Raw genomic sequence first — 16,669 nt, 5'->3', positions numbered from 1 at the left:
AACAAGAGCGACCTATGTTCGTCGGCATTCCCCGCACCCCCTTTCTGCTGGCCCTTGCCGGGGCGATCCCATTTCTGTGGGGTGGTCTGACCTATTTGCGGCCCGAGATTGGCAGCCCTGTCGCGTCGCTGCTTGGTGCGCGTTTTGTCGGCGCGTCGGTGCTGTTCTTTTACGGTGTCATCATTCTGTCGTTCATGTCGGGCGTGCTTTGGGGCTTTGCGGCCAAAGCGGATTATGCAGTGGGCTACGCCTTGTCTGTTCTTCCTGCCCTGTGGGGGTTTTTCATGACCGGGTCCGGCCCGACGGCGGCTGCCACCAATCTGATCGTCGGCTTTCTGGCGGTCTTGATGCTGGACTGGCATTTCTGGAACTTGGGCATGACACCGCCTTGGTGGTTCAAGTTACGGGTGATCATTACCGCCTTCGTCGTGGTGTCATTCCTGCCGGTCGTCATCTGATGGTCGATAAACGAACAATCGCGTTTTACGACGCAAAGGCCGACGAATACGCAAATGCGTTCTTTGAACCCAAGCCCGATGCGCAACTGCAGGCGTTTATGGACCTGTTGCCCAAAGGTGCGGATGTGCTGGACGTCGGGTGCGGCCCGGCGTTGGCTTCGGTCAAGATGCGAGAGGCGGGATTTCATCCTGATCCGGTGGATGCATCGCTTGGCATGGTGGAATTGGCCAATTCCAAGAACGCGATCAATGCGCGGCAGATGACCTTTGATCAGATCGATATGGTGGATCGCTATGACGGGGTCTGGGCCAATTTTTCGCTTTTGCACGCGCCGCGCGATGCCTTGCCGCGCCATCTTGCCGCGCTGGCACATGCGCTGCGATCAGACGGGATCATCCATGTTGCGATGAAAACCGGCACGGGTGAGGCGCGCGACCGGATTGACCGGCGATATACCTATGTCACTGAAGACGAGCTGCGTGATCTGTTCAAGGATGCCGGTTTCGATGTGATCGGATCAGACCGAGGGGAGTCGCGCGGCTGTGACGGCGTCATCGCCCCCTGGATTGCGATGCGGGGACGCAAGATTGCCTGAATTGCTTGCCTATACGGACGGTGCCTGTTCCGGCAATCCCGGCCCCGGCGGCTGGGGTGCCCTGCTGGTTGCCAAGGATGGCGATACCATTCTGAAGGAACGCGAGTTGTCCGGCGGCGAGGCCGAGACGACCAACAACCGCATGGAACTGCTTGCCGCGATCAACGCGTTGGAAACGCTGGCGACACCGTCCAAGCTGACCATCGTGACAGACAGCGCCTATGTGAAGGATGGGATCACCAAGTGGATCCACGGCTGGAAGAAAAAGGGCTGGAAAACCGCCAACAAGAAGCCTGTGAAGAACGAAGAGCTGTGGAAACGCCTTGACGCGGCGACCGTGCGCCATGACGTCACCTGGGAATGGGTCAAGGGCCATGCGGGCCATCCCGAGAACGAACGGGCAGATGCGCTGGCACGCGCAGGCATGGAGCCTTTCAAGCCATGAAAATGATTATCGACACCGATCCGGGGATTGACGACGCGCTGGCCATTGCGCTGGCCCACGCCTTGCCAGAGATCGAATTGCTGGGGCTGACCACTGTTTTCGGCAATACGTTTGTCCATCAATCCAGTCGCAATGCGCGCTATATTCTGGACCTGCTGGGGGCCGATCTGCCCGTTGCGGAAGGTGCCGCCCTGCCGTGGGGCGCGACAACTTATCAGCCCTCGGCCAATGTTCACGGGACCGAAGGTCTGGGCGATTTGCTGGACATCCCGCAGATTGGCCAGAATGCGCATGAAAGTGCGGCAGCATTTCTGGTGCGCAACGCCGCAGCCCATCCCGGCGCGCTGGTTGTCTGTGCGATTGGCCCGCTGACCAATATTGCAGACGCGATCAAGCTGGATCCGCATTTTGCAACCAACGTCAAACAGCTTGTCATCATGGGCGGGGCGTATGACATCCCCGGCAACATCACGCCCGAAGCAGAAGCGAATATATTTCACGATATTGCGGCTGCGAACGCCGTCTTTGCGGCGGGTTTCGATCTGGTCATGGTCGGGTTGAATGCGACGCACCAGACGTTGCTGACAGCTGATGATTTCGCGCAGATGGCGCAAGCCTCTGCGGTGGGGCAGTTCATTGACGAGATTTCCCACTATTACCTGCGGTTTTACGAGTCCGTGGGCAAGCACGACGGCTGCGCGATGCATGATTCAACTGCCGTACTGGCGTGCGTCTATCCCGAACGGTTCACATTCATCGAAACGGGTCTGTTCGTCGATGAGAAGGGGGCGACCATCGCTGATCCGTCCCGTCCAGTCTGCAAGGTTGCAATGGATGTAGAAGGCGGCTGGGCCGTCGATCTGGCCAAGGCCACGATCTTTGATTTCGGACGTTAAGCCTGCGTACCGATGTTTCGCGCGCGAAACATCTCAAGCCACGTAAATCACTGACAATGAACGAAATTTCAACGCTTCGCGCGGGCGATTATTCTTGCACGCGCAGTACGATTTTCCCAATATGCTCAGAGCTTTCCATGCGGGCGTGTGCTGCTGCGGCGTCCTGAAGTGCGAATTCCTGATCCATCACTGGCGCAACGCGCCCTGCGTTCAGAAGTGGCCAGACGTGTTCGCGCAATTGCCGCGCAATTTCGGCTTTGGCGGCGTCGCTTTGCGGGCGCAGGGTCGAACCGGTGATCGTCAGCCGCCGCATCATCATTGGCGCAAAGTTGATTTCTGCCTTTGACCCTTGCAGGAATGCGATCTGCACCAGTCGCCCGTCATCGACCAGCGATTTGAGGTTGCGGGCAATGTAGTCCCCGCCGACCATGTCCAGGATCAGATGCGCCCCGCCTTCGGCTTTCATCACGTCGACAAAGTCTTCGGTGCGGTAATTGATCGCCCGTTCTGCTCCGAGGTCGCGGCAGGCCGCACATTTCTCGTCCGTTCCCGCGGTCGTGAAGACCCGTGCACCAAAGGCTTTGGCAAGCTGGATGGCCGTTGTGCCGATGCCGGATGACCCGCCGTGAACCAGGAACCGTTCGCCACCTTGCAATCCGCCGCGCATGAAAACATTGGACCAGACGGTAAAGAAGGTTTCGGGCAGGCACGCCGCCTGCTTCAAGGACATTCCCGTTGGGACGGGCAAGCAATGGGCGGCAGGCGTATTGGCATATTGCGCATAGCCGCCACCGGGTAGCAGGGCGCAGACCTCGTCGCCGACGGACCAGCCGGACACGCCTGCACCGATGGCGGCGACGGTGCCCGCTGCTTCCAGCCCCGGAATCGGGCTTGCGTTCGGGGGCGGGTTGTAGAGCCCTGCGCGTTGCAGCGCATCGGGGCGATTCACACCAGCGGAGGCGATCCTGATCTGTACCTCGTCATGCGCCGGTGCCGGAATTTTCAGATCGGTGACCTGCAACACATCCGGCCCACCGGCTTTGGTGATTTCAACGACGCGGGACGAGACGGAGGTGGTCATAGGCATTCCTTAAAAGGTCAGATTAAAGGGGTGGACTAGGTTGGATCCACCCAGCGCCCCGGCAAGTCATCGCGCGGCGTCTGGTTCGGGGCTTTGATCATCCCCATCATACGCCCGAGCGGCCCGGTGATCGGTTTGAGCAACGGGTTGTTATTTACCCCCGCCTTTACCTTTTCGAACTGCATCACATTGTCGATGCGCCGGTCGATAAAGGCATCGGTCGCTTGTCCGTCCAGACTGTCATCGCCCAGCCAGTAAAGCACGACAGCGCCGTAAACGCCCGACAGTGTCGCGCGTTTCGTGTACCAGTTGATATCATCCGATGTATCGCCGAGCGCGGTCCAGATCGCATCGGCCGTGTCCCAGATCAGCTTTGAGCCTTCGGGCGCCATATGCGGGAGTGCGAAAAGCGTTGTGCCCCGGCGCACGGCTTCCTTGTCGTCAACGGCCGCAAGGCGCAGCCGGATCGCGTGGGCGACCTTGTCGCGGAACCGCATGTCCGACAGGTCCGCATCGTTCAGTGCGGCGACCATCGCCGCATCGCCGTTTTGATGATACAGTACCGCAAGATCAACCGCACCACGCGGACAGGTCAGACGGGCGGTTTCGTGTGTCACACCCGCATCGGTAGCGGCCGCACGGAAGGCATCCGGCGACCAGCCATCAAAGGCGACGTGGGGCAGGATCGCATCGAGAAGGTTCTGTTTTACGTCATCATGCATGGTCGTTCTCCTGTGGCGGCGGGTACTAGACAAGCTAGGACGCGGTTGCTATATGCCCACTTCCTGCAACTTATTGCAAATCCAGATTAGAAAGGTGGTGTAAACCACATGCAGGTTAGTGTTCGTGATAACAACGTCGATCAGGCGTTGCGTGCTCTGAAGAAGAAACTTCAGCGCGAAGGCGTGTTCCGTGAAATGAAACTCAAGCAGCATTTCGAAAAACCGTCTGTCCGCAAAGCGCGTGAGAAAGCTGAAGCAATCCGCCGTCAGCGCAAGCTGGCGCGCAAGAAAGCGCAGCGTGAAGGTCTGCTTTAAGCAACCCGATCAACGTATCGAATATGCCCCCGTCAGAAAAATCTGGCGGGGGTTTTTCATGTGACCAACCGGCTGAACCCGAAAAGCGGAATCAGCAGCGCAAGTGATCCCACACAGGCACCCGCAACGAAGAATGCGCCGTCCCGCACCATCAATCCCACCGATAGCAAGATGACGCCGAGTCCCAGGATTGAGGATGAAAACGGGACCAATTCCAGCACCGGCATCGCCAGCCCGAACAACAAGCAAAGCGATTGCGGCACCCAGACCAGCGGTCTGTGCATCATCACCCGGAACCGCGGGCGGCTTTTGTCGTCAAGCCAGCGCGCGAGGCCAGCCATTTTGTCCACTGCGGCCAGCAATCGTGCGCCGTTCATGCTACGATCCAGAACGAACCCGGGCAGCCACAGATGATCGCGCCGGAAGATCATTTGTGCTGCGACAAGTGCAATCGTCAGCCCGCAGATTGTCGAAAACAGCGGGATTCCGGATAATGGCGATGCGACGAGGAAAGCGGGTACCAGCATTGCGGGCGTGAAGGATGCGTGTCCGAAAGCCGCAATCACCTTCCGCGCGTTCACGGTTCTTTGCTGTCCGAGATCGCGGAGCATTACAACGATGTCGCCAAGCGGGCGTTCTGGACTGACTGAGTCGTCTGTCATACAGGCAGCGCCGTTGTCTGACGCACCGTGCGTAACGCAAACGAGCTTTGCATCTGCGCGACACCGGGCAGCGTTGCCAGATAGCGGCGGTGGATCCGCGCGAAATCTTCTGTGTCGCCGGCCACGACTTTGAGCAGGTAATCCGCACTGCCTGCCATCAGATGGCATTCAAGTACGTCCGGCACCCGCGCCACTGCCTTTTCGAATGCATCGAGAACCTCGTCCGCCTGCCCTGACAGGGTGATTTCCACGAAAACCGTCGTTGGCAGCCCGACCTTGCGGGGGTTCAGAAGGGCGACGTAGTCCCGAATATAGCCATCCTTTTCGAGCCGCTGTACACGCCGATGACAGGCTGACGCGGAAAGCGCGACAAGTTCCGACAGGTCCGCGTTTGACATGCGCCCCTGCTTCTGCAGAACCGCGAGGATTCGGCAGTCTATGTTGTCCAGTTCCATATGGCGCACGTTCCTTTCGCCTAATCCCAACATGGCGCGCAGTTCTTCGAAAGATACGCCTTGAGAACGTAAAAGACACCAAGCAATTTCGCAAGCACCGGCCCAAAGTGATTACAGGGAAGAGGAGGACCATCCATGCATATCGGTTGCCCGAAAGAGATCAAACCGCAGGAATTTCGTGTCGGCGTGACACCGAACGCAGCACGCGAGGCTGTCGCCCACGGGCATGACGTCACCATTGAAACCGGTGCCGGTGAAGGGGCTGGCTTTCCCGATGCAGATTATATCGACGCTGGTGCAAAGATCGCCGGGTCTGCAAAGGATGTCTTTGAAACCGCGGACATGATCGTCAAGGTCAAGGAACCGCAAGCGGGTGAGCGCAAGATGCTGCGGGACGGTCAGTTGCTGTTCACTTATCTGCACCTTGCACCCGATCCCGAACAGACGAAGGACTTGCTGGCGTCCGGCGCGACTTGCATCGCCTATGAGACAGTGACCGACGCGAATGGCGGATTGCCCTTGCTGGCCCCCATGTCAGAAGTCGCGGGCCGCCTTGCACCACAGGTCGGCGCATGGACCCTTCAGAAAGCGAACGGCGGGCGTGGCGTCTTGATGGGCGGCGTTCCCGGTGTCGGCCCTGCGAAGGTCGTCGTGATCGGTGGCGGCGTTGTCGGCACGCATGCCGCACGCATTGCGTCAGGCATGGGTGCCGATGTGACGGTGCTTGACCGGTTCCTGCCCCGTTTGCGTTATCTTGACGATGTCTTTGGGCGCAGCTTCAAGACCAGCTATGCCAGTGCGGGCAACACGGCTGAACTTGTCCAGCAGGCCGATATGGTGGTCGGGGCCGTTCTTATACCCGGTGCTGCAGCACCAAAGCTTATTTCGCGCGCGCAATTGTCAGACATGAAACCGGGTGCCGCGCTGGTCGATGTCGCTATCGATCAAGGTGGGTGTTTTGAAACGTCCAAGGCCACCACACATGAAGACCCGATCTATGACGTGGACGGCATCATGCATTATTGCGTCGCCAACATGCCAGGGGCGGTTGCCCGCACGTCGACCATCGCGCTGGGGAACGCTACAATGCCGTTCATGCTTGCCCTTGCAGACAAGGGATGGCGTCAGGCCTGCGAAGACGATCCTCATCTGTTGAACGGGCTGAACGTTCATGCCGGGTCACTGACCTACTACGCCGTTGGAAAGGCGCTTGGTATGGATGTACTGGCCCCCAACCTTGCGCTGAAACGCTAGGCTGGCGCGACGATCTCGCCTGCTATTGCAAAGAACATTGCCTGTGACACGGCGGAGTGAACCTGCTCTTCCGTGTAGGGTTTGGTGATAACGAAGGCCGGTTCGGGTCGTTTTCCTGTTAGCAGCGTTTCAGGGAACGCCGTAATGTAGATCACCGGAATCTTTCCACATGCCGCAAGCAATGCGTGAACGGCATCGATTCCGGACGATTGATCGGCGAGGCGGACATCGGCAAGGATCAGGTCGGGCCGGCACCTTAGGCCCAGTGCGACGGCACTTTCGCGTGTGCGCGCGATGCCCGTGACCGTATGGCCCTGCGCGGTGACAAGCGCCTTGAGGTCCATCGCGATCAGGGTTTCATCTTCGATGATCAAGACGTGTCCGGCCACGCTGGACTTGAGCGACTGGCGCGCGTACGAGATAATTGCGTCGGCCTCTTCGGCGGAGCATTCCATGATATGACCGATATCCGCCGCGGTGAATTCTTCGATCGCGTAGAGCAGTAGGGCTGCGCGCGCGTCCAGCGTCAAGGTAGAAAGCCGTTTGTCGGCTATGGTCAGGTCGGATTCATCGGTCGTTGAAACATGCACTGCCCGAAAGACGGTTTTGTGCAGCGCCCGGAACAATGCTGTTTTTGGTGGCATGGACGCATCCAATCTGGCCGGATCATCCAAAATCGCTTCGAGCGTGGCGGCAGCAGCCCGATCGCCCCTGTCCTGAGTCCCAAGGAGAGCGCGCGCGTAGCGGCGCAGGTATGGCAGCTGTTTGGCTATCGTGGATGCGCGATCAGTCTTCATCGCCTTATCCTGATCGGTGAAGGGTTAATGGAGTCTTAACGGTCTTGCCCACTAATCCGATATGACGCGGTGGTTTCCGACCGCCTGCCATGCAAGCCAAGAGCCCGCCCACCCACATGACGCACAAGCGCAAACAGGCAAAACCGCCGGACCGGTCAGACGACCCGAAAGATGACATCATCACTCATCTGCCGGCGCTGCGCGCCTATGCGCTTGCTTTGGCCCGCAATCCGACCCTTGCCGATGATCTTGTGCAGGACACGATCGTCAAGGCGTGGACCCATATGCACCAGTTCGCGCCGGGCACGAACATGGGGGCTTGGCTGTTTCGCATTTTGCGCAACTGTTTCTTTTCCGATCTGAGAAAGCGTAAATGGGAGGTGGGCAATCCTGTCGGCTTTGACCTGGATACACTGTCCGTAAAGCCCGACCATGACGGGCGATTGCAGCTGCGCGACTTTTACAGGGCGTTCGAGCAGTTGCCCTTTGCGCAACGCGAGACACTCGCCCTGCTTGCCGGGGCTGGCTATTCCTACGATGAAGTTGCTGTCATTTGTGGCGTGGCACCCGGCACGATCAAGAGCCGCGCCAACCGTGCCCGTCGCAGGCTGGCAGACATGCTGGCGCTGGATGAGTCCGGCGCTGTGCCTTTGACGGACCCGATCACGCTGGCGATCATTACACGCAGGTGACGCTAACGCATCCTGTCAGCTTTGAATCCTGTTCGGATTCAGTTCCTGCTGCCATGTGTCCACTGATTCAACCGGATAGATCAGCATGAGCGTCGTCAGCACGAGGCTGTCGCGCGCCACGAAAGCTGCTGACAGTTCCAGTGCGGCCACAAGCCCGATGACATTGACCGTGCGCATGGAATAGGCGGCCAGAAACCCGCCGATCATCCAGATGTAATCGGCAACAGCGTTCAGCACGCTATCGCCTGTATATCCCTGATTTACGGTGGTGGAGCGGAACGCGGACAGGACCCATTCGGTATGTTCGACGATTTCCCATGCGATGCCGGTCAGACAGGCGATAAAGAACAGGGCGGGGAATTTGAGGCGCGGAAAGAGCCATCGCCCGACAAGCGCCACCAGAACACCGTGCAGGATATGGCTGAGCGTATACCAATCCGCGATATGCTGCGAATTCCCGCCATCAAAGATCGACCCGATCCAGATCTTGATTTCGCCGCATGTGCAGATCCACGGTTGTCCCCAAAGTGACAGGGTGCCTGCAATGAGAAACGCGCCGAATATGGCGAATGCAATCGTTAACCTGTGGGCCATAGGTGCGGCTCCTGATACTGCTGGTCTGGTTTTCGAACCTTGTTGATCAACACGTTACCGCATCTGTTTGGGATTTTTAGGGCCTGAATGCGGTCGGATTGTGGACTGCCCCCAAAACCAAGAAAAGGCCCGCAACTTTGCGGGCCCTTTCCCATAACTGCCGGCTGATTAGCGGCTTTTCAGCGCGTCGCGGATTTCGGCAAGAAGCTCTTCCGTGGTTGGGCCCTTTGGCTCTTCGGGTGCTTCTTCCTCTTTCTTCTCGGCGGCGTCCTTTACCCGGTTGACCATCTTGACCAACATGAAGACCACAAGTGCGATGATCAGGAAGTTGATGATTGCCATGATGAACCGACCGACAGCAAAGACAGCTGCGCCGGATTCTGTTGCGGCTTCAATCGATGCATATTCGCCATCGCCCAGTACATAGAACCAACCCGAGAAGTCGATGCCGCCTGTGAACAAAGCGATGAACGGATTGATCAGGTCGCCGACAAGCGATGTCACGATCGCGGTGAACGCGGCCCCGATGATGATACCAACGGCCATGTCCATGACATTGCCTTTAGCGATGAAGTCCTTGAATTCTTGAATCATTGTGTCCCATTCCAGTTTAGCTCGCGCTCTGCTCTGACGGCTATTGCGCATATGCGCACATTCATACCCGAAAACTAAAACCATCCAAAGGGTTTCATTCCTGACTTATTCCCCCACCTTTACCCCCTACTTTCCACGCTTCTAGAGGATAATTTATGGCCGACCTTTCATCATTCCCGATTACCGCCCGATGGCCCGCCGAAAATCCGTCGGTCATTCAGCTTTATTCCTTTCCAACGCCCAATGGCGTGAAGGTTTCGATCGCGCTGGAGGAGATGGAATTGCCCTATGAACCCCATCTTGTGACGCTTGCGGATGCCGATGTGAAAAGCGATGCATTCCTGTCGCTGAACCCCAACAACAAGATTCCTGCCATCATCGATCCGACTGGTCCCGATGGACCGATTGCCTTGTGGGAAAGCGGTGCAATCCTGCTGTATCTTGCGGAAAAATCAGGAAAATTCGGCGGTGCGTCGGCGTCCGAGAAGGCGCAGATCACGAAATGGCTGATGTTCCAGATGGGCGGATTGGGCCCGATGTTCGGGCAACTTGGCTTTTTCAGCAAATTCGCAGGAGCAGAGATCGATGACCCCCGCCCCCGTCAGCGCTATGTCGATGAAGCCAAGCGTCTTCTGGCGGTGGTGGATGGCCAGCTGGACGGGCAGGACTGGATCACCGGTGCGTATTCCATCGCAGACATGGCGATTGCCCCGTGGTTGAATGCCCTTGATTTCTATGAGGTCAAAGACGTCGTCGGCTATCACGACCTGAAGAATGTTCCGGATTACGTCGCGCGGTTCTTTGATCGCCCCGCCGTCGCCAAGGCCCGCAATATTCCGGCCCGTCCAACCTAGGCCGGTAGCTTGCCTGTCAGCACGTAAATCAGGATATCCACCACCTGCTGTGGCGTTTGCACGACCGCGAGCGCCGCAGCGTCCACCTCTTTCAGAGGGTGCTGGTGTTCGGGCTGGTGCATCACGATCAGTGACTTGCCAAGTGCCGCGGCCATCCCCGCATCAAAGGCCGCATTCCACTGTTTGTACTTTTCACCAAAACGCACAACCACGATGTCGGCGTTTTCGATCCCATGCCGCGTGCGGATTGCGTTGAGTTGTGCACCCTTGCGGTCATGCCAGAACTGCTGATCCTCGGCCCCCATGATCGCCACGCCGCAATCGTCTGATGCGTCGTGATCTGTGACCGGGCTGCTGAATGTGACATCCAGCCCTTTGGCCGCTTGGGTAATCTGATCGCGCCAGTCGGTATGAATTTCACCGGATAGATAGACGTTCAGAGTCATGGGGTCGGTCCTTTCTTGCTTGCCGGTGGACCTAGCCCAAAGGGCCGCCTAGTCCAAGAAACCGGATGCGATGATCAGGTCTGCGGTCGCTTTGCTGCAGGCCATCGGGATGTCATAGACTGTGGCAAGCCGCGTCAACGCCTTGACGTCCACATCATGCGGGTGCGGTGACAGCGGATCGGTAAAAAACACCAGAAGGTCGATTTCGCCTTCCGCAATCAGTGCCCCGATTTGTTGGTCCCCGCCCAGTGGGCCGCTTTTGGTTTTGACGACCTTCAGGCCGGGGCTGTTCTTTTCGATGACACCGCCCGTCGTCGCCGTGCAGGATATTGTGTGGCCGGTCAGCGCGGCTTCGTGCGCCTTGACCCACATGGACAGCGCATCCTTCTTGCGATCATGCGCGATCAATGCAAGATGCTTGCCCTTAGCCACGGAGCGTGCCGCCCGTTGCCTTGCTGACCTTTTCGATGATTTTTGCACCGACGGCAGCGATATCGTCTTCTTTCAGCGTCTTTTCGGTCGGTTGCAGGCGCACGGTGATCGCGAGTGATTTCTTGCCTTCACCCAGACTGCCGCCGATGAATTCGTCGAACACCCGCACGTCAGCAATGAGCGCCTTGTCGGCACCGGCGGCCGCATTGACCAGCGTCAGCGCCTCGACATCGGCGTCAACGACAAAGGCAAAATCCCGTTCGACGGCTTGCAGGTCGGTCGCCTGCAGTGCGCCACGGTTGGTCGTGCGGTTCTTGGGCTGTGGGATTTCATGCGGCCAAAGCGTGAAGGCGACGGCCGGACCCTTGATGTCCATTTCGCGCAGCACCTTGGGGTGCAGTTCGCCGAATACGCCCAGCACTTTCTTGGGGCCAAGGCAGATCATGCCGTGCCGCCCCGGGTGCCACCAGCCGCTGGCTCCGCGCAGGATCTGCACCTTGGTCGGGGCGCCCATCGCGGACAGCACTGCTTCTGCATCGGCTTTGGCATCGTAGAGATCGACCGCGCGCGATTCACCGTGCACGTCTTTTGGCCCGGTCCTCCCGATCAGGACGCCGCTGACCATCATGTGCTGTTCACCGGGTTCGCCGCCATGGAATGCGTCGCCGACCTCGAACAGGGCCATATCCATGAACCCACGTGCCTGATTACGCGCGGCAGCCTGCAAGAGGCCGGGCAGCAATGCGGGGCGCATATGACTCATTTCAGTGGAAATGGGGTTTTCCAGCATGGTTTCATCGCCACCGCCGCCGAAGAGGGCCGCTGCCTTGGCGTCGATGAAGCTGTACGTGACACATTCGTTGTAACCCAGCGCCGCAGCCGTGCGCCGCGCGATGCTGGCGCGACGTTGGCCTGCGGTAAGGATTGGCTTGGGCACACCGGCGTTGACGCGGGGCAATGGTTTACCCTGCAGCTTGGTCAACGATGCGATCCGGGCAACTTCCTCGACCAGATCAGCCTCGCCCTGCACGTCGGGTCGCCACGAGGGGACATGCGCCATGTCACCGTCAAGAGTGAACCCGAGCGCTGTGAGCGACGCACGTTGATCTGCATCAGAGATTTCCATGCCAACGAGCGATTCAATATGCGCTGTATCCAGTTCGTATGCGCGCGAGGTATTGGGCACTGCACCGGCCTGGATCAGTTCGGAGGCTTCGCCACCCGCATGATCCACGATCATCCGCACCGCATGTTCCAGCCCTTCGGGTGTGAAGGCCGGATCAACGCCCCGTTCAAACCGGTAGCGGGCATCGGAGTTGATTTTAAGCGCACGCCCGGCATAGGCGATCTGAACCGGATCCCAATAGGCGCTTTCCACAAAGACATTGACTGTTTCTTCGGTGCAGCCTGTTTCGAGTCCACCCATAATTCCCGCAATGCTTTCCGGGCCGTTGTCATCGGAAATCACCATCTGGCCCTGTTGCAGTGTGTAGGTTTTTTCATCAAGTGCGGTCAGCGTTTCGCCACCTGCGGCCCGAAGAACGCGCAGGTTTCCAGCCACTTTGTCCATATCGAAGACGTGCAAGGGGCGGTTCTGGTCATAGGTGAAATAGTTGGTCACATCGACAAGAAAACTGATCGGGCGCAGACCGATCGCGCGCAGCAGATCCTGCAGCCAATGCGGTGAAGGGCCGTTTTTCACGCCTTTGATCACGCGACCACAAAAGAGCGGGCAGCCATCCAGCGTGTCTTCGTCGATGCTGACGGTCATGTCGGCCTTGAACGCCGACGGGACGGGGGTGACTTTGCACGGTTTGAGTGTGCCAAGTCCGCGTGCAGCCAGATCGCGGGCAACCCCGCGCACGCCCAAGGCGTCTGGGCGGTTCGGTGTGATGGCAATTTCGATGACCGGATCAACTTTGGCTGGATCATGTTCAGCCAGCCAGTCCGGAAAGGTTTGTCCGACCTCGCCAGAGGGCAATTCGATGATGCCGTCATGTTCGTCCGACATTTCCATCTCGCGTTCGGAACACATCATGCCGAAGGATTCGATGCCGCGGATCTTGCCGACGCCGATGGTGGTGTCGATGCCCGGCACATAGGTGCCGGGGGATGCGATGACGACGGTGATCCCCGCGCGTGCGTTCGGCGCACCACAGATGATTTGGGTCGGGCCATCCTTGGTATTGACCTGACACACCTTCAGCTTGTCGGCATCGGGGTGCTTTTCCGCACTTTCGACATAGCCGATCGTGAAATCCGACAGCTTGTCTGCTGGATTTTCGATGCTTTCGACTTCCAGCCCCAGATCGGTCAGCGCTTCAGCAATCTCGTCCACCGAGGCGGTGGTGTCGAGGTGGCTCTTGAGCCAGGAAAGTGTGAATTTCATGTCGTTTGTTCCGTCCGGTCTGCGGTTTGGCGTTTGTCTAACGCAGACCAGCGCAAGGGGGAAGTGCGCTTAGGGGTAGCTTGGGGTAAGCCCCAGCATCTCGTCCAGTTGCCGTCCAAACCAGCCGTGCGGGATGAAATGTCCGCCGGCATGCTGGTCGAAGGTCACGCGCCCGCGCGGGCAATCCCACGTGTAGCGATCAAAGGTCAGGAAACTGCGGATAAAATAGGGGTCAGGCGCGCTGGCCCCGTCACAATCGTAAGCTGCCCGCCAGAGCGCGACAGGGTAGAGCAGATCATTCCCCTGCCCCTTGGGATAGCCCATCACATTGTCGCTTAGCCCGTGGACATGGCGCACCTCGCCCGGTGCCTCTGGGCAGGTTTCGCGCTGGTCGATCGTGCCGGACACCGCAAAAAGCGCAGCGACGCCGTTGCCGTTTTCACAGACATAGCGCCACGCCATTCCCGACCCGAAGGAGTAGCCGGAAACGAAGATGCGCGCGCGGTCGATCGGAAAGCGCGCCGCGGCATCTTCGATCACTGCTGCTGCGAAATCCACATCCTCACTGCGCCCGCGCCGGAAATTCCAAGTGCGCCCGTTGCCGTTTGGAGCCAGTAAGAGAACCCCGCGTTTACGGGTCGAGGCGGAAATGCGGCCGTGGTTGACGACAAGATCACCCTGGCGTCCCCAGCCGTGGAAATGCAGCATGACGGGCATCGGGGTGACGCCATCCCAATCGTCAGGCAGGCGCACATGATAGGACCGGTTGTCGATGCGGCAGGCGATGTCGGCCTCGCAGGCGGCAACGGGAGACGCAAGCAACAAGATGGCAATCAAGACACGCAACACCATGCAAGCGTTTTGCGATACGCCGCCACACTTGTCACGTCACCGTTGAGTGAGCGGGTCAAAAACGCCTTGAGGTTACCTTGCGTCAATCAAATTTTTGACAAATTGTTTCCGTCATCTGGTCCAATCAGGACAGTATTCTGGTTTTGTTGTCGAATGAGGGCATCATGTTGGATGCAGGACGAAATTATGTAATTTTGGCAGCGGCGCTGTTGGTTCTGACAGCGTCCCTCAAGCTTTACGCGGAATCGCAGCAGTACGGCAACGGGCTGGCCTTGCTGGGTGACGGTGTCCGCAAATGCCAGTCCAGCGGGTTTGAACTGAGCACCAAGCGTATCGGTTGTCAGTCTTCGCGCGCCGCCATCGGGCGCTGAGCCCGCGCCCAGCGTGAAACTCCATAAGCTGGTATCAGCACGATCCCCCACCCCGCCGCGTTGATCAGCGTCAGCTTGAGTGCGAGGTCTTTGGGCATGTCAGAGGTCCACATCGCGATGTGTCCGCCGACGATGAGGGTCGCGAGGAGTGTGAGGGCGATGCGGTGGAGTGTCATGTTGAGAGGTTCGCCATTTTTCGCTTCCTTTTCGCCTCAAGAATGATCTGCCGTCTCGCGTAGAGATAGCTTAGTGGTGCGGCCACCTTAGCGGACGCGGCGATATGTTCATCCAGAACCGTGACCATCACAAGCGCAGCCTTCGCCCGCCTGAAATGCACCTGCCGCTCTGCTTTTACAACGCGCGTGTCGAGAAGTTTTGCCGTCGCGCATGATTGGTAATACGCCACAAGCACGTCAATGTTCCTTTGCCGTCCAAGGTGCAGGTCCTCGGCGGTCAAGTGGGCGGTCGCCTTGCTGAACCGGTAGCGCAGCCTGTAATCCTGCGTCGTCCAGAAACAATACCAGAGAATTCCAAAGCCAATTCCGGCGGTGGTAATCACCCGCCCGAACTCTGTCGTCCACCTTACCAACTCGATAAACATGTGCGGTGGTTTTCCTCGAAGTTGGCGTTTGGTACGCCTACCTACTCAAACCACCCTGCAACGTCGGTTGATCCAGCGCTGCAAACCCATAATGCCGCAACCACCGCAGGTCGGAATCAAAGAACGCCCGCAAATCAGGTATCCCGTATTTCAGCATTGCGATCCGGTCGATGCCCATGCCGAAAGCAAAGCCCTGCCATTCATTCGGGTCGATCCCACCCGCTTGCAGCACTTTGGGGTGAACCATGCCGGATCCCAGAATTTCGAGCCAGTCGTCGCCCTCGCCCACTTTCAATGTGCCGCCTGCCCATGAACAGCGGATGTCGACCTCGGCCGAGGGTTCGGTGAAGGGGAAATGCGACGCGCGGAAGCGGATGTCGACGTTGTCCACCTCGAAGTAGCTTTTGACGAACTCTTCCAGCACCCATTTCAGGTTCGCCATCGAGATGTCTTTGTCGATCGCCAGCCCTTCGACTTGATGGAACATCGGTGTGTGCGTCTGGTCGTAATCGGCACGATAGACGCGGCCGGGACAGATGATGCGGGTCGGTGCGCCGGTTTGTTCCATCGACCGGATCTGCACCGGAGACGTATGTGTGCGCAGAACGTGCGGCGGGCGATTATCGCCTTTGCGACGGTGCGTATAAAACGTGTCCATTTCCGCGCGCGCCGGGTGGTGACCGGGGATGTTGAGTGCGTCAAAATTATAGTGGTCGCTTTCGATCTGCGGCCCTTCGGCGACGGAAAACCCCATATCTGCGAAGATTGCCGTCACCTCTTCGGTGACCTGGCTGATCGGGTGGATCGTGCCTTGTCCGCGCATACGCGATGGCAGAGTCACGTCCAGCCATTCGTCGCGCAGACGCGCATCAAGCGCCGCATCGGCAAGTGCGGTCCGTTTCGCGACAAGGGCGCTGTTGATTTCATCCTTGAGCGCGTTGAGAGCCGGGCCGGCGACCTGCCGCTCTTCCGGGGTCATCTTGCCAAGCTCGCGCATCTGCAGGCTGATCTCGCCCTTTTTGCCAAGCGCCTGAACGCGCAGTTCTTCAAGACTGTTCTCGTCTCCGGCATTGCCGATCAGATCAAGGTACTTGGCTTTAAGATCGTCCATGTCACGCCTCTTGGAATGGTTCGGCATGGGTTAGCGAAATGCCGGCACAGGG

The 16,669-nt window shown here is 58.5% G+C and carries 23 protein-coding genes; 9 read left to right on the top strand and 14 right to left on the bottom strand.

Annotation, left to right across the window (positions count from 1 at the left end):
* Positions 1-14 precede the first annotated feature (14 nt).
* The 4 genes from BMY44_RS17140 to BMY44_RS17125 are packed head-to-tail and all read left to right on the top strand — an operon-like array spanning position 15 to position 2,395.
* Positions 15-458 carry a DUF3429 domain-containing protein gene (locus tag BMY44_RS17140; RefSeq protein WP_089997097.1) on the top strand — a complete coding sequence of 148 codons (444 nt, stop codon included), beginning with the start codon at positions 15-17 and terminating at the stop codon, positions 456-458.
* Complete coding sequence (locus BMY44_RS17135) at positions 458-1,054, top strand: class I SAM-dependent DNA methyltransferase (protein ID WP_089997096.1); 597 nt, start codon at positions 458-460, stop codon at positions 1,052-1,054. Before BMY44_RS17140 ends, BMY44_RS17135 begins: the two co-directional genes overlap by 1 nt.
* The gene (gene rnhA, locus BMY44_RS17130; RefSeq protein WP_089997095.1) at positions 1,047-1,499 is read left to right on the top strand and encodes a ribonuclease HI; all 453 of its coding nucleotides are present in this window, start codon (positions 1,047-1,049) and stop codon (positions 1,497-1,499) included. The genes BMY44_RS17135 and rnhA overlap by 8 nt, the downstream gene beginning before the upstream one ends.
* A complete protein-coding gene (locus BMY44_RS17125) occupies positions 1,496-2,395 on the top strand; it encodes a nucleoside hydrolase (protein ID WP_242650592.1) in 900 nt (299 codons plus the stop codon). Before rnhA ends, BMY44_RS17125 begins: the two co-directional genes overlap by 4 nt.
* Positions 2,396-2,483: 88 nt before the next feature.
* On the opposite strand, the gene BMY44_RS17120 is transcribed toward BMY44_RS17125, so the two are convergent.
* The gene (locus BMY44_RS17120; protein WP_089997094.1) at positions 2,484-3,476 is read right to left on the bottom strand and encodes an NAD(P)H-quinone oxidoreductase; all 993 of its coding nucleotides are present in this window, start codon (positions 3,474-3,476) and stop codon (positions 2,484-2,486) included.
* 35 nt (positions 3,477-3,511) lie between these two features.
* A complete protein-coding gene (locus BMY44_RS17115) occupies positions 3,512-4,198 on the bottom strand; it encodes a COQ9 family protein (protein ID WP_089997093.1) in 687 nt (228 codons plus the stop codon).
* A gap of 108 nt (positions 4,199-4,306) precedes the next feature.
* Here BMY44_RS17115 and rpsU point away from each other — a divergent pair, with 108 nt between their 5' ends.
* A complete protein-coding gene (gene rpsU, locus BMY44_RS17110) occupies positions 4,307-4,513 on the top strand; it encodes a 30S ribosomal protein S21 (protein WP_072857096.1) in 207 nt (68 codons plus the stop codon).
* A 56-nt stretch (positions 4,514-4,569) separates the two neighbouring features.
* Here rpsU and BMY44_RS17105 read toward each other — a convergent pair whose 3' ends face one another.
* Positions 4,570-5,175 carry an exopolysaccharide biosynthesis protein gene (locus tag BMY44_RS17105; protein WP_242650591.1) on the bottom strand — a complete coding sequence of 202 codons (606 nt, stop codon included), beginning with the start codon at positions 5,173-5,175 and terminating at the stop codon, positions 4,570-4,572.
* Positions 5,172-5,630: an Lrp/AsnC family transcriptional regulator gene (locus BMY44_RS17100; protein WP_089997092.1), complete on the bottom strand. Its 459-nt coding sequence runs from the start codon at positions 5,628-5,630 to the stop codon at positions 5,172-5,174. The genes BMY44_RS17105 and BMY44_RS17100 overlap by 4 nt, the downstream gene beginning before the upstream one ends.
* 135 nt (positions 5,631-5,765) lie before the next feature.
* On the opposite strand from BMY44_RS17100, the gene ald reads away from it, so the two are divergent.
* Positions 5,766-6,884 carry an alanine dehydrogenase gene (ald, locus tag BMY44_RS17095; protein WP_089997091.1) on the top strand — a complete coding sequence of 373 codons (1,119 nt, stop codon included), beginning with the start codon at positions 5,766-5,768 and terminating at the stop codon, positions 6,882-6,884.
* On the opposite strand, the gene BMY44_RS17090 is transcribed toward ald, so the two are convergent.
* Complete coding sequence (locus tag BMY44_RS17090; RefSeq protein WP_089997090.1) at positions 6,881-7,681, bottom strand: response regulator; 801 nt, start codon at positions 7,679-7,681, stop codon at positions 6,881-6,883. The genes ald and BMY44_RS17090 overlap by 4 nt on opposite strands.
* A gap of 116 nt (positions 7,682-7,797) precedes the next feature.
* Here BMY44_RS17090 and BMY44_RS17085 point away from each other — a divergent pair, with 116 nt between their 5' ends.
* Positions 7,798-8,373, top strand: a complete 576-nt coding sequence (locus tag BMY44_RS17085; RefSeq protein WP_089997089.1) for a sigma-70 family RNA polymerase sigma factor — start codon at positions 7,798-7,800, stop codon at positions 8,371-8,373.
* A 15-nt stretch (positions 8,374-8,388) separates the two neighbouring features.
* On the opposite strand, the gene BMY44_RS17080 is transcribed toward BMY44_RS17085, so the two are convergent.
* Both BMY44_RS17080 and mscL read right to left on the bottom strand, forming a co-directional pair.
* A complete protein-coding gene (locus BMY44_RS17080) occupies positions 8,389-8,967 on the bottom strand; it encodes a DUF2585 family protein (protein ID WP_089997088.1) in 579 nt (192 codons plus the stop codon).
* A gap of 168 nt (positions 8,968-9,135) precedes the next feature.
* Complete coding sequence (gene mscL, locus BMY44_RS17075) at positions 9,136-9,561, bottom strand: large conductance mechanosensitive channel protein MscL (RefSeq protein ID WP_089997087.1); 426 nt, start codon at positions 9,559-9,561, stop codon at positions 9,136-9,138.
* A 155-nt stretch (positions 9,562-9,716) separates the two neighbouring features.
* Here mscL and BMY44_RS17070 point away from each other — a divergent pair, with 155 nt between their 5' ends.
* On the top strand, positions 9,717-10,415 hold the full coding sequence (locus tag BMY44_RS17070; RefSeq protein ID WP_089997086.1) for a glutathione S-transferase family protein: 699 nt from the start codon (positions 9,717-9,719) through the stop codon (positions 10,413-10,415).
* On the opposite strand, the gene BMY44_RS17065 is transcribed toward BMY44_RS17070, so the two are convergent.
* From BMY44_RS17065 to BMY44_RS17050, 4 genes are all read right to left on the bottom strand, one after another.
* A complete protein-coding gene (locus tag BMY44_RS17065) occupies positions 10,412-10,861 on the bottom strand; it encodes a YtoQ family protein (protein WP_089997085.1) in 450 nt (149 codons plus the stop codon). The genes BMY44_RS17070 and BMY44_RS17065 overlap by 4 nt on opposite strands.
* 48 nt (positions 10,862-10,909) lie before the next feature.
* On the bottom strand, positions 10,910-11,293 hold the full coding sequence (locus tag BMY44_RS17060; protein ID WP_089997084.1) for a methylglyoxal synthase: 384 nt from the start codon (positions 11,291-11,293) through the stop codon (positions 10,910-10,912).
* The gene (gene pheT, locus BMY44_RS17055; protein ID WP_089997083.1) at positions 11,286-13,682 is read right to left on the bottom strand and encodes a phenylalanine--tRNA ligase subunit beta; all 2,397 of its coding nucleotides are present in this window, start codon (positions 13,680-13,682) and stop codon (positions 11,286-11,288) included. Before pheT ends, BMY44_RS17060 begins: the two co-directional genes overlap by 8 nt.
* A 69-nt stretch (positions 13,683-13,751) precedes the next feature.
* Positions 13,752-14,534 carry a CE1 family esterase gene (locus BMY44_RS17050; protein WP_089997082.1) on the bottom strand — a complete coding sequence of 261 codons (783 nt, stop codon included), beginning with the start codon at positions 14,532-14,534 and terminating at the stop codon, positions 13,752-13,754.
* A 164-nt stretch (positions 14,535-14,698) separates the two neighbouring features.
* On the opposite strand from BMY44_RS17050, the gene BMY44_RS17045 reads away from it, so the two are divergent.
* A complete protein-coding gene (locus BMY44_RS17045; protein ID WP_089997081.1) occupies positions 14,699-14,905 on the top strand; it encodes a hypothetical protein in 207 nt (68 codons plus the stop codon).
* Here the strand turns inward: BMY44_RS17045 and BMY44_RS17040 are convergent.
* Genes BMY44_RS17040 through pheS form a run of 3 tightly spaced genes read right to left on the bottom strand, consistent with a single transcriptional unit; the run spans position 14,875 to position 16,617 of the window.
* Positions 14,875-15,081: a phenylalanyl-tRNA synthetase subunit beta gene (locus BMY44_RS17040; protein ID WP_089997080.1), complete on the bottom strand. Its 207-nt coding sequence runs from the start codon at positions 15,079-15,081 to the stop codon at positions 14,875-14,877. The two genes, BMY44_RS17045 and BMY44_RS17040, sit on opposite strands and share 31 nt — an antisense overlap.
* Positions 15,078-15,506, bottom strand: a complete 429-nt coding sequence (locus tag BMY44_RS17035; RefSeq protein WP_089997079.1) for a hypothetical protein — start codon at positions 15,504-15,506, stop codon at positions 15,078-15,080. The genes BMY44_RS17040 and BMY44_RS17035 overlap by 4 nt, the downstream gene beginning before the upstream one ends.
* 37 nt (positions 15,507-15,543) lie before the next feature.
* Positions 15,544-16,617, bottom strand: coding sequence for a phenylalanine--tRNA ligase subunit alpha (gene pheS / locus BMY44_RS17030; protein WP_089997078.1), 1,074 nt, complete (start codon positions 16,615-16,617; stop codon positions 15,544-15,546).
* Between the last annotated feature and the right edge of the window lie 52 nt (positions 16,618-16,669).

It is taken from the genome of Cognatiyoonia koreensis, assembly GCF_900109295.1.
Taxonomy (GTDB): Bacteria; Pseudomonadota; Alphaproteobacteria; order Rhodobacterales; family Rhodobacteraceae; genus Cognatiyoonia; species Cognatiyoonia koreensis.
The sequence above is the reverse complement of the archived record's forward strand: the minus strand, read 5'-3'. Positions and strand labels throughout refer to the sequence as shown.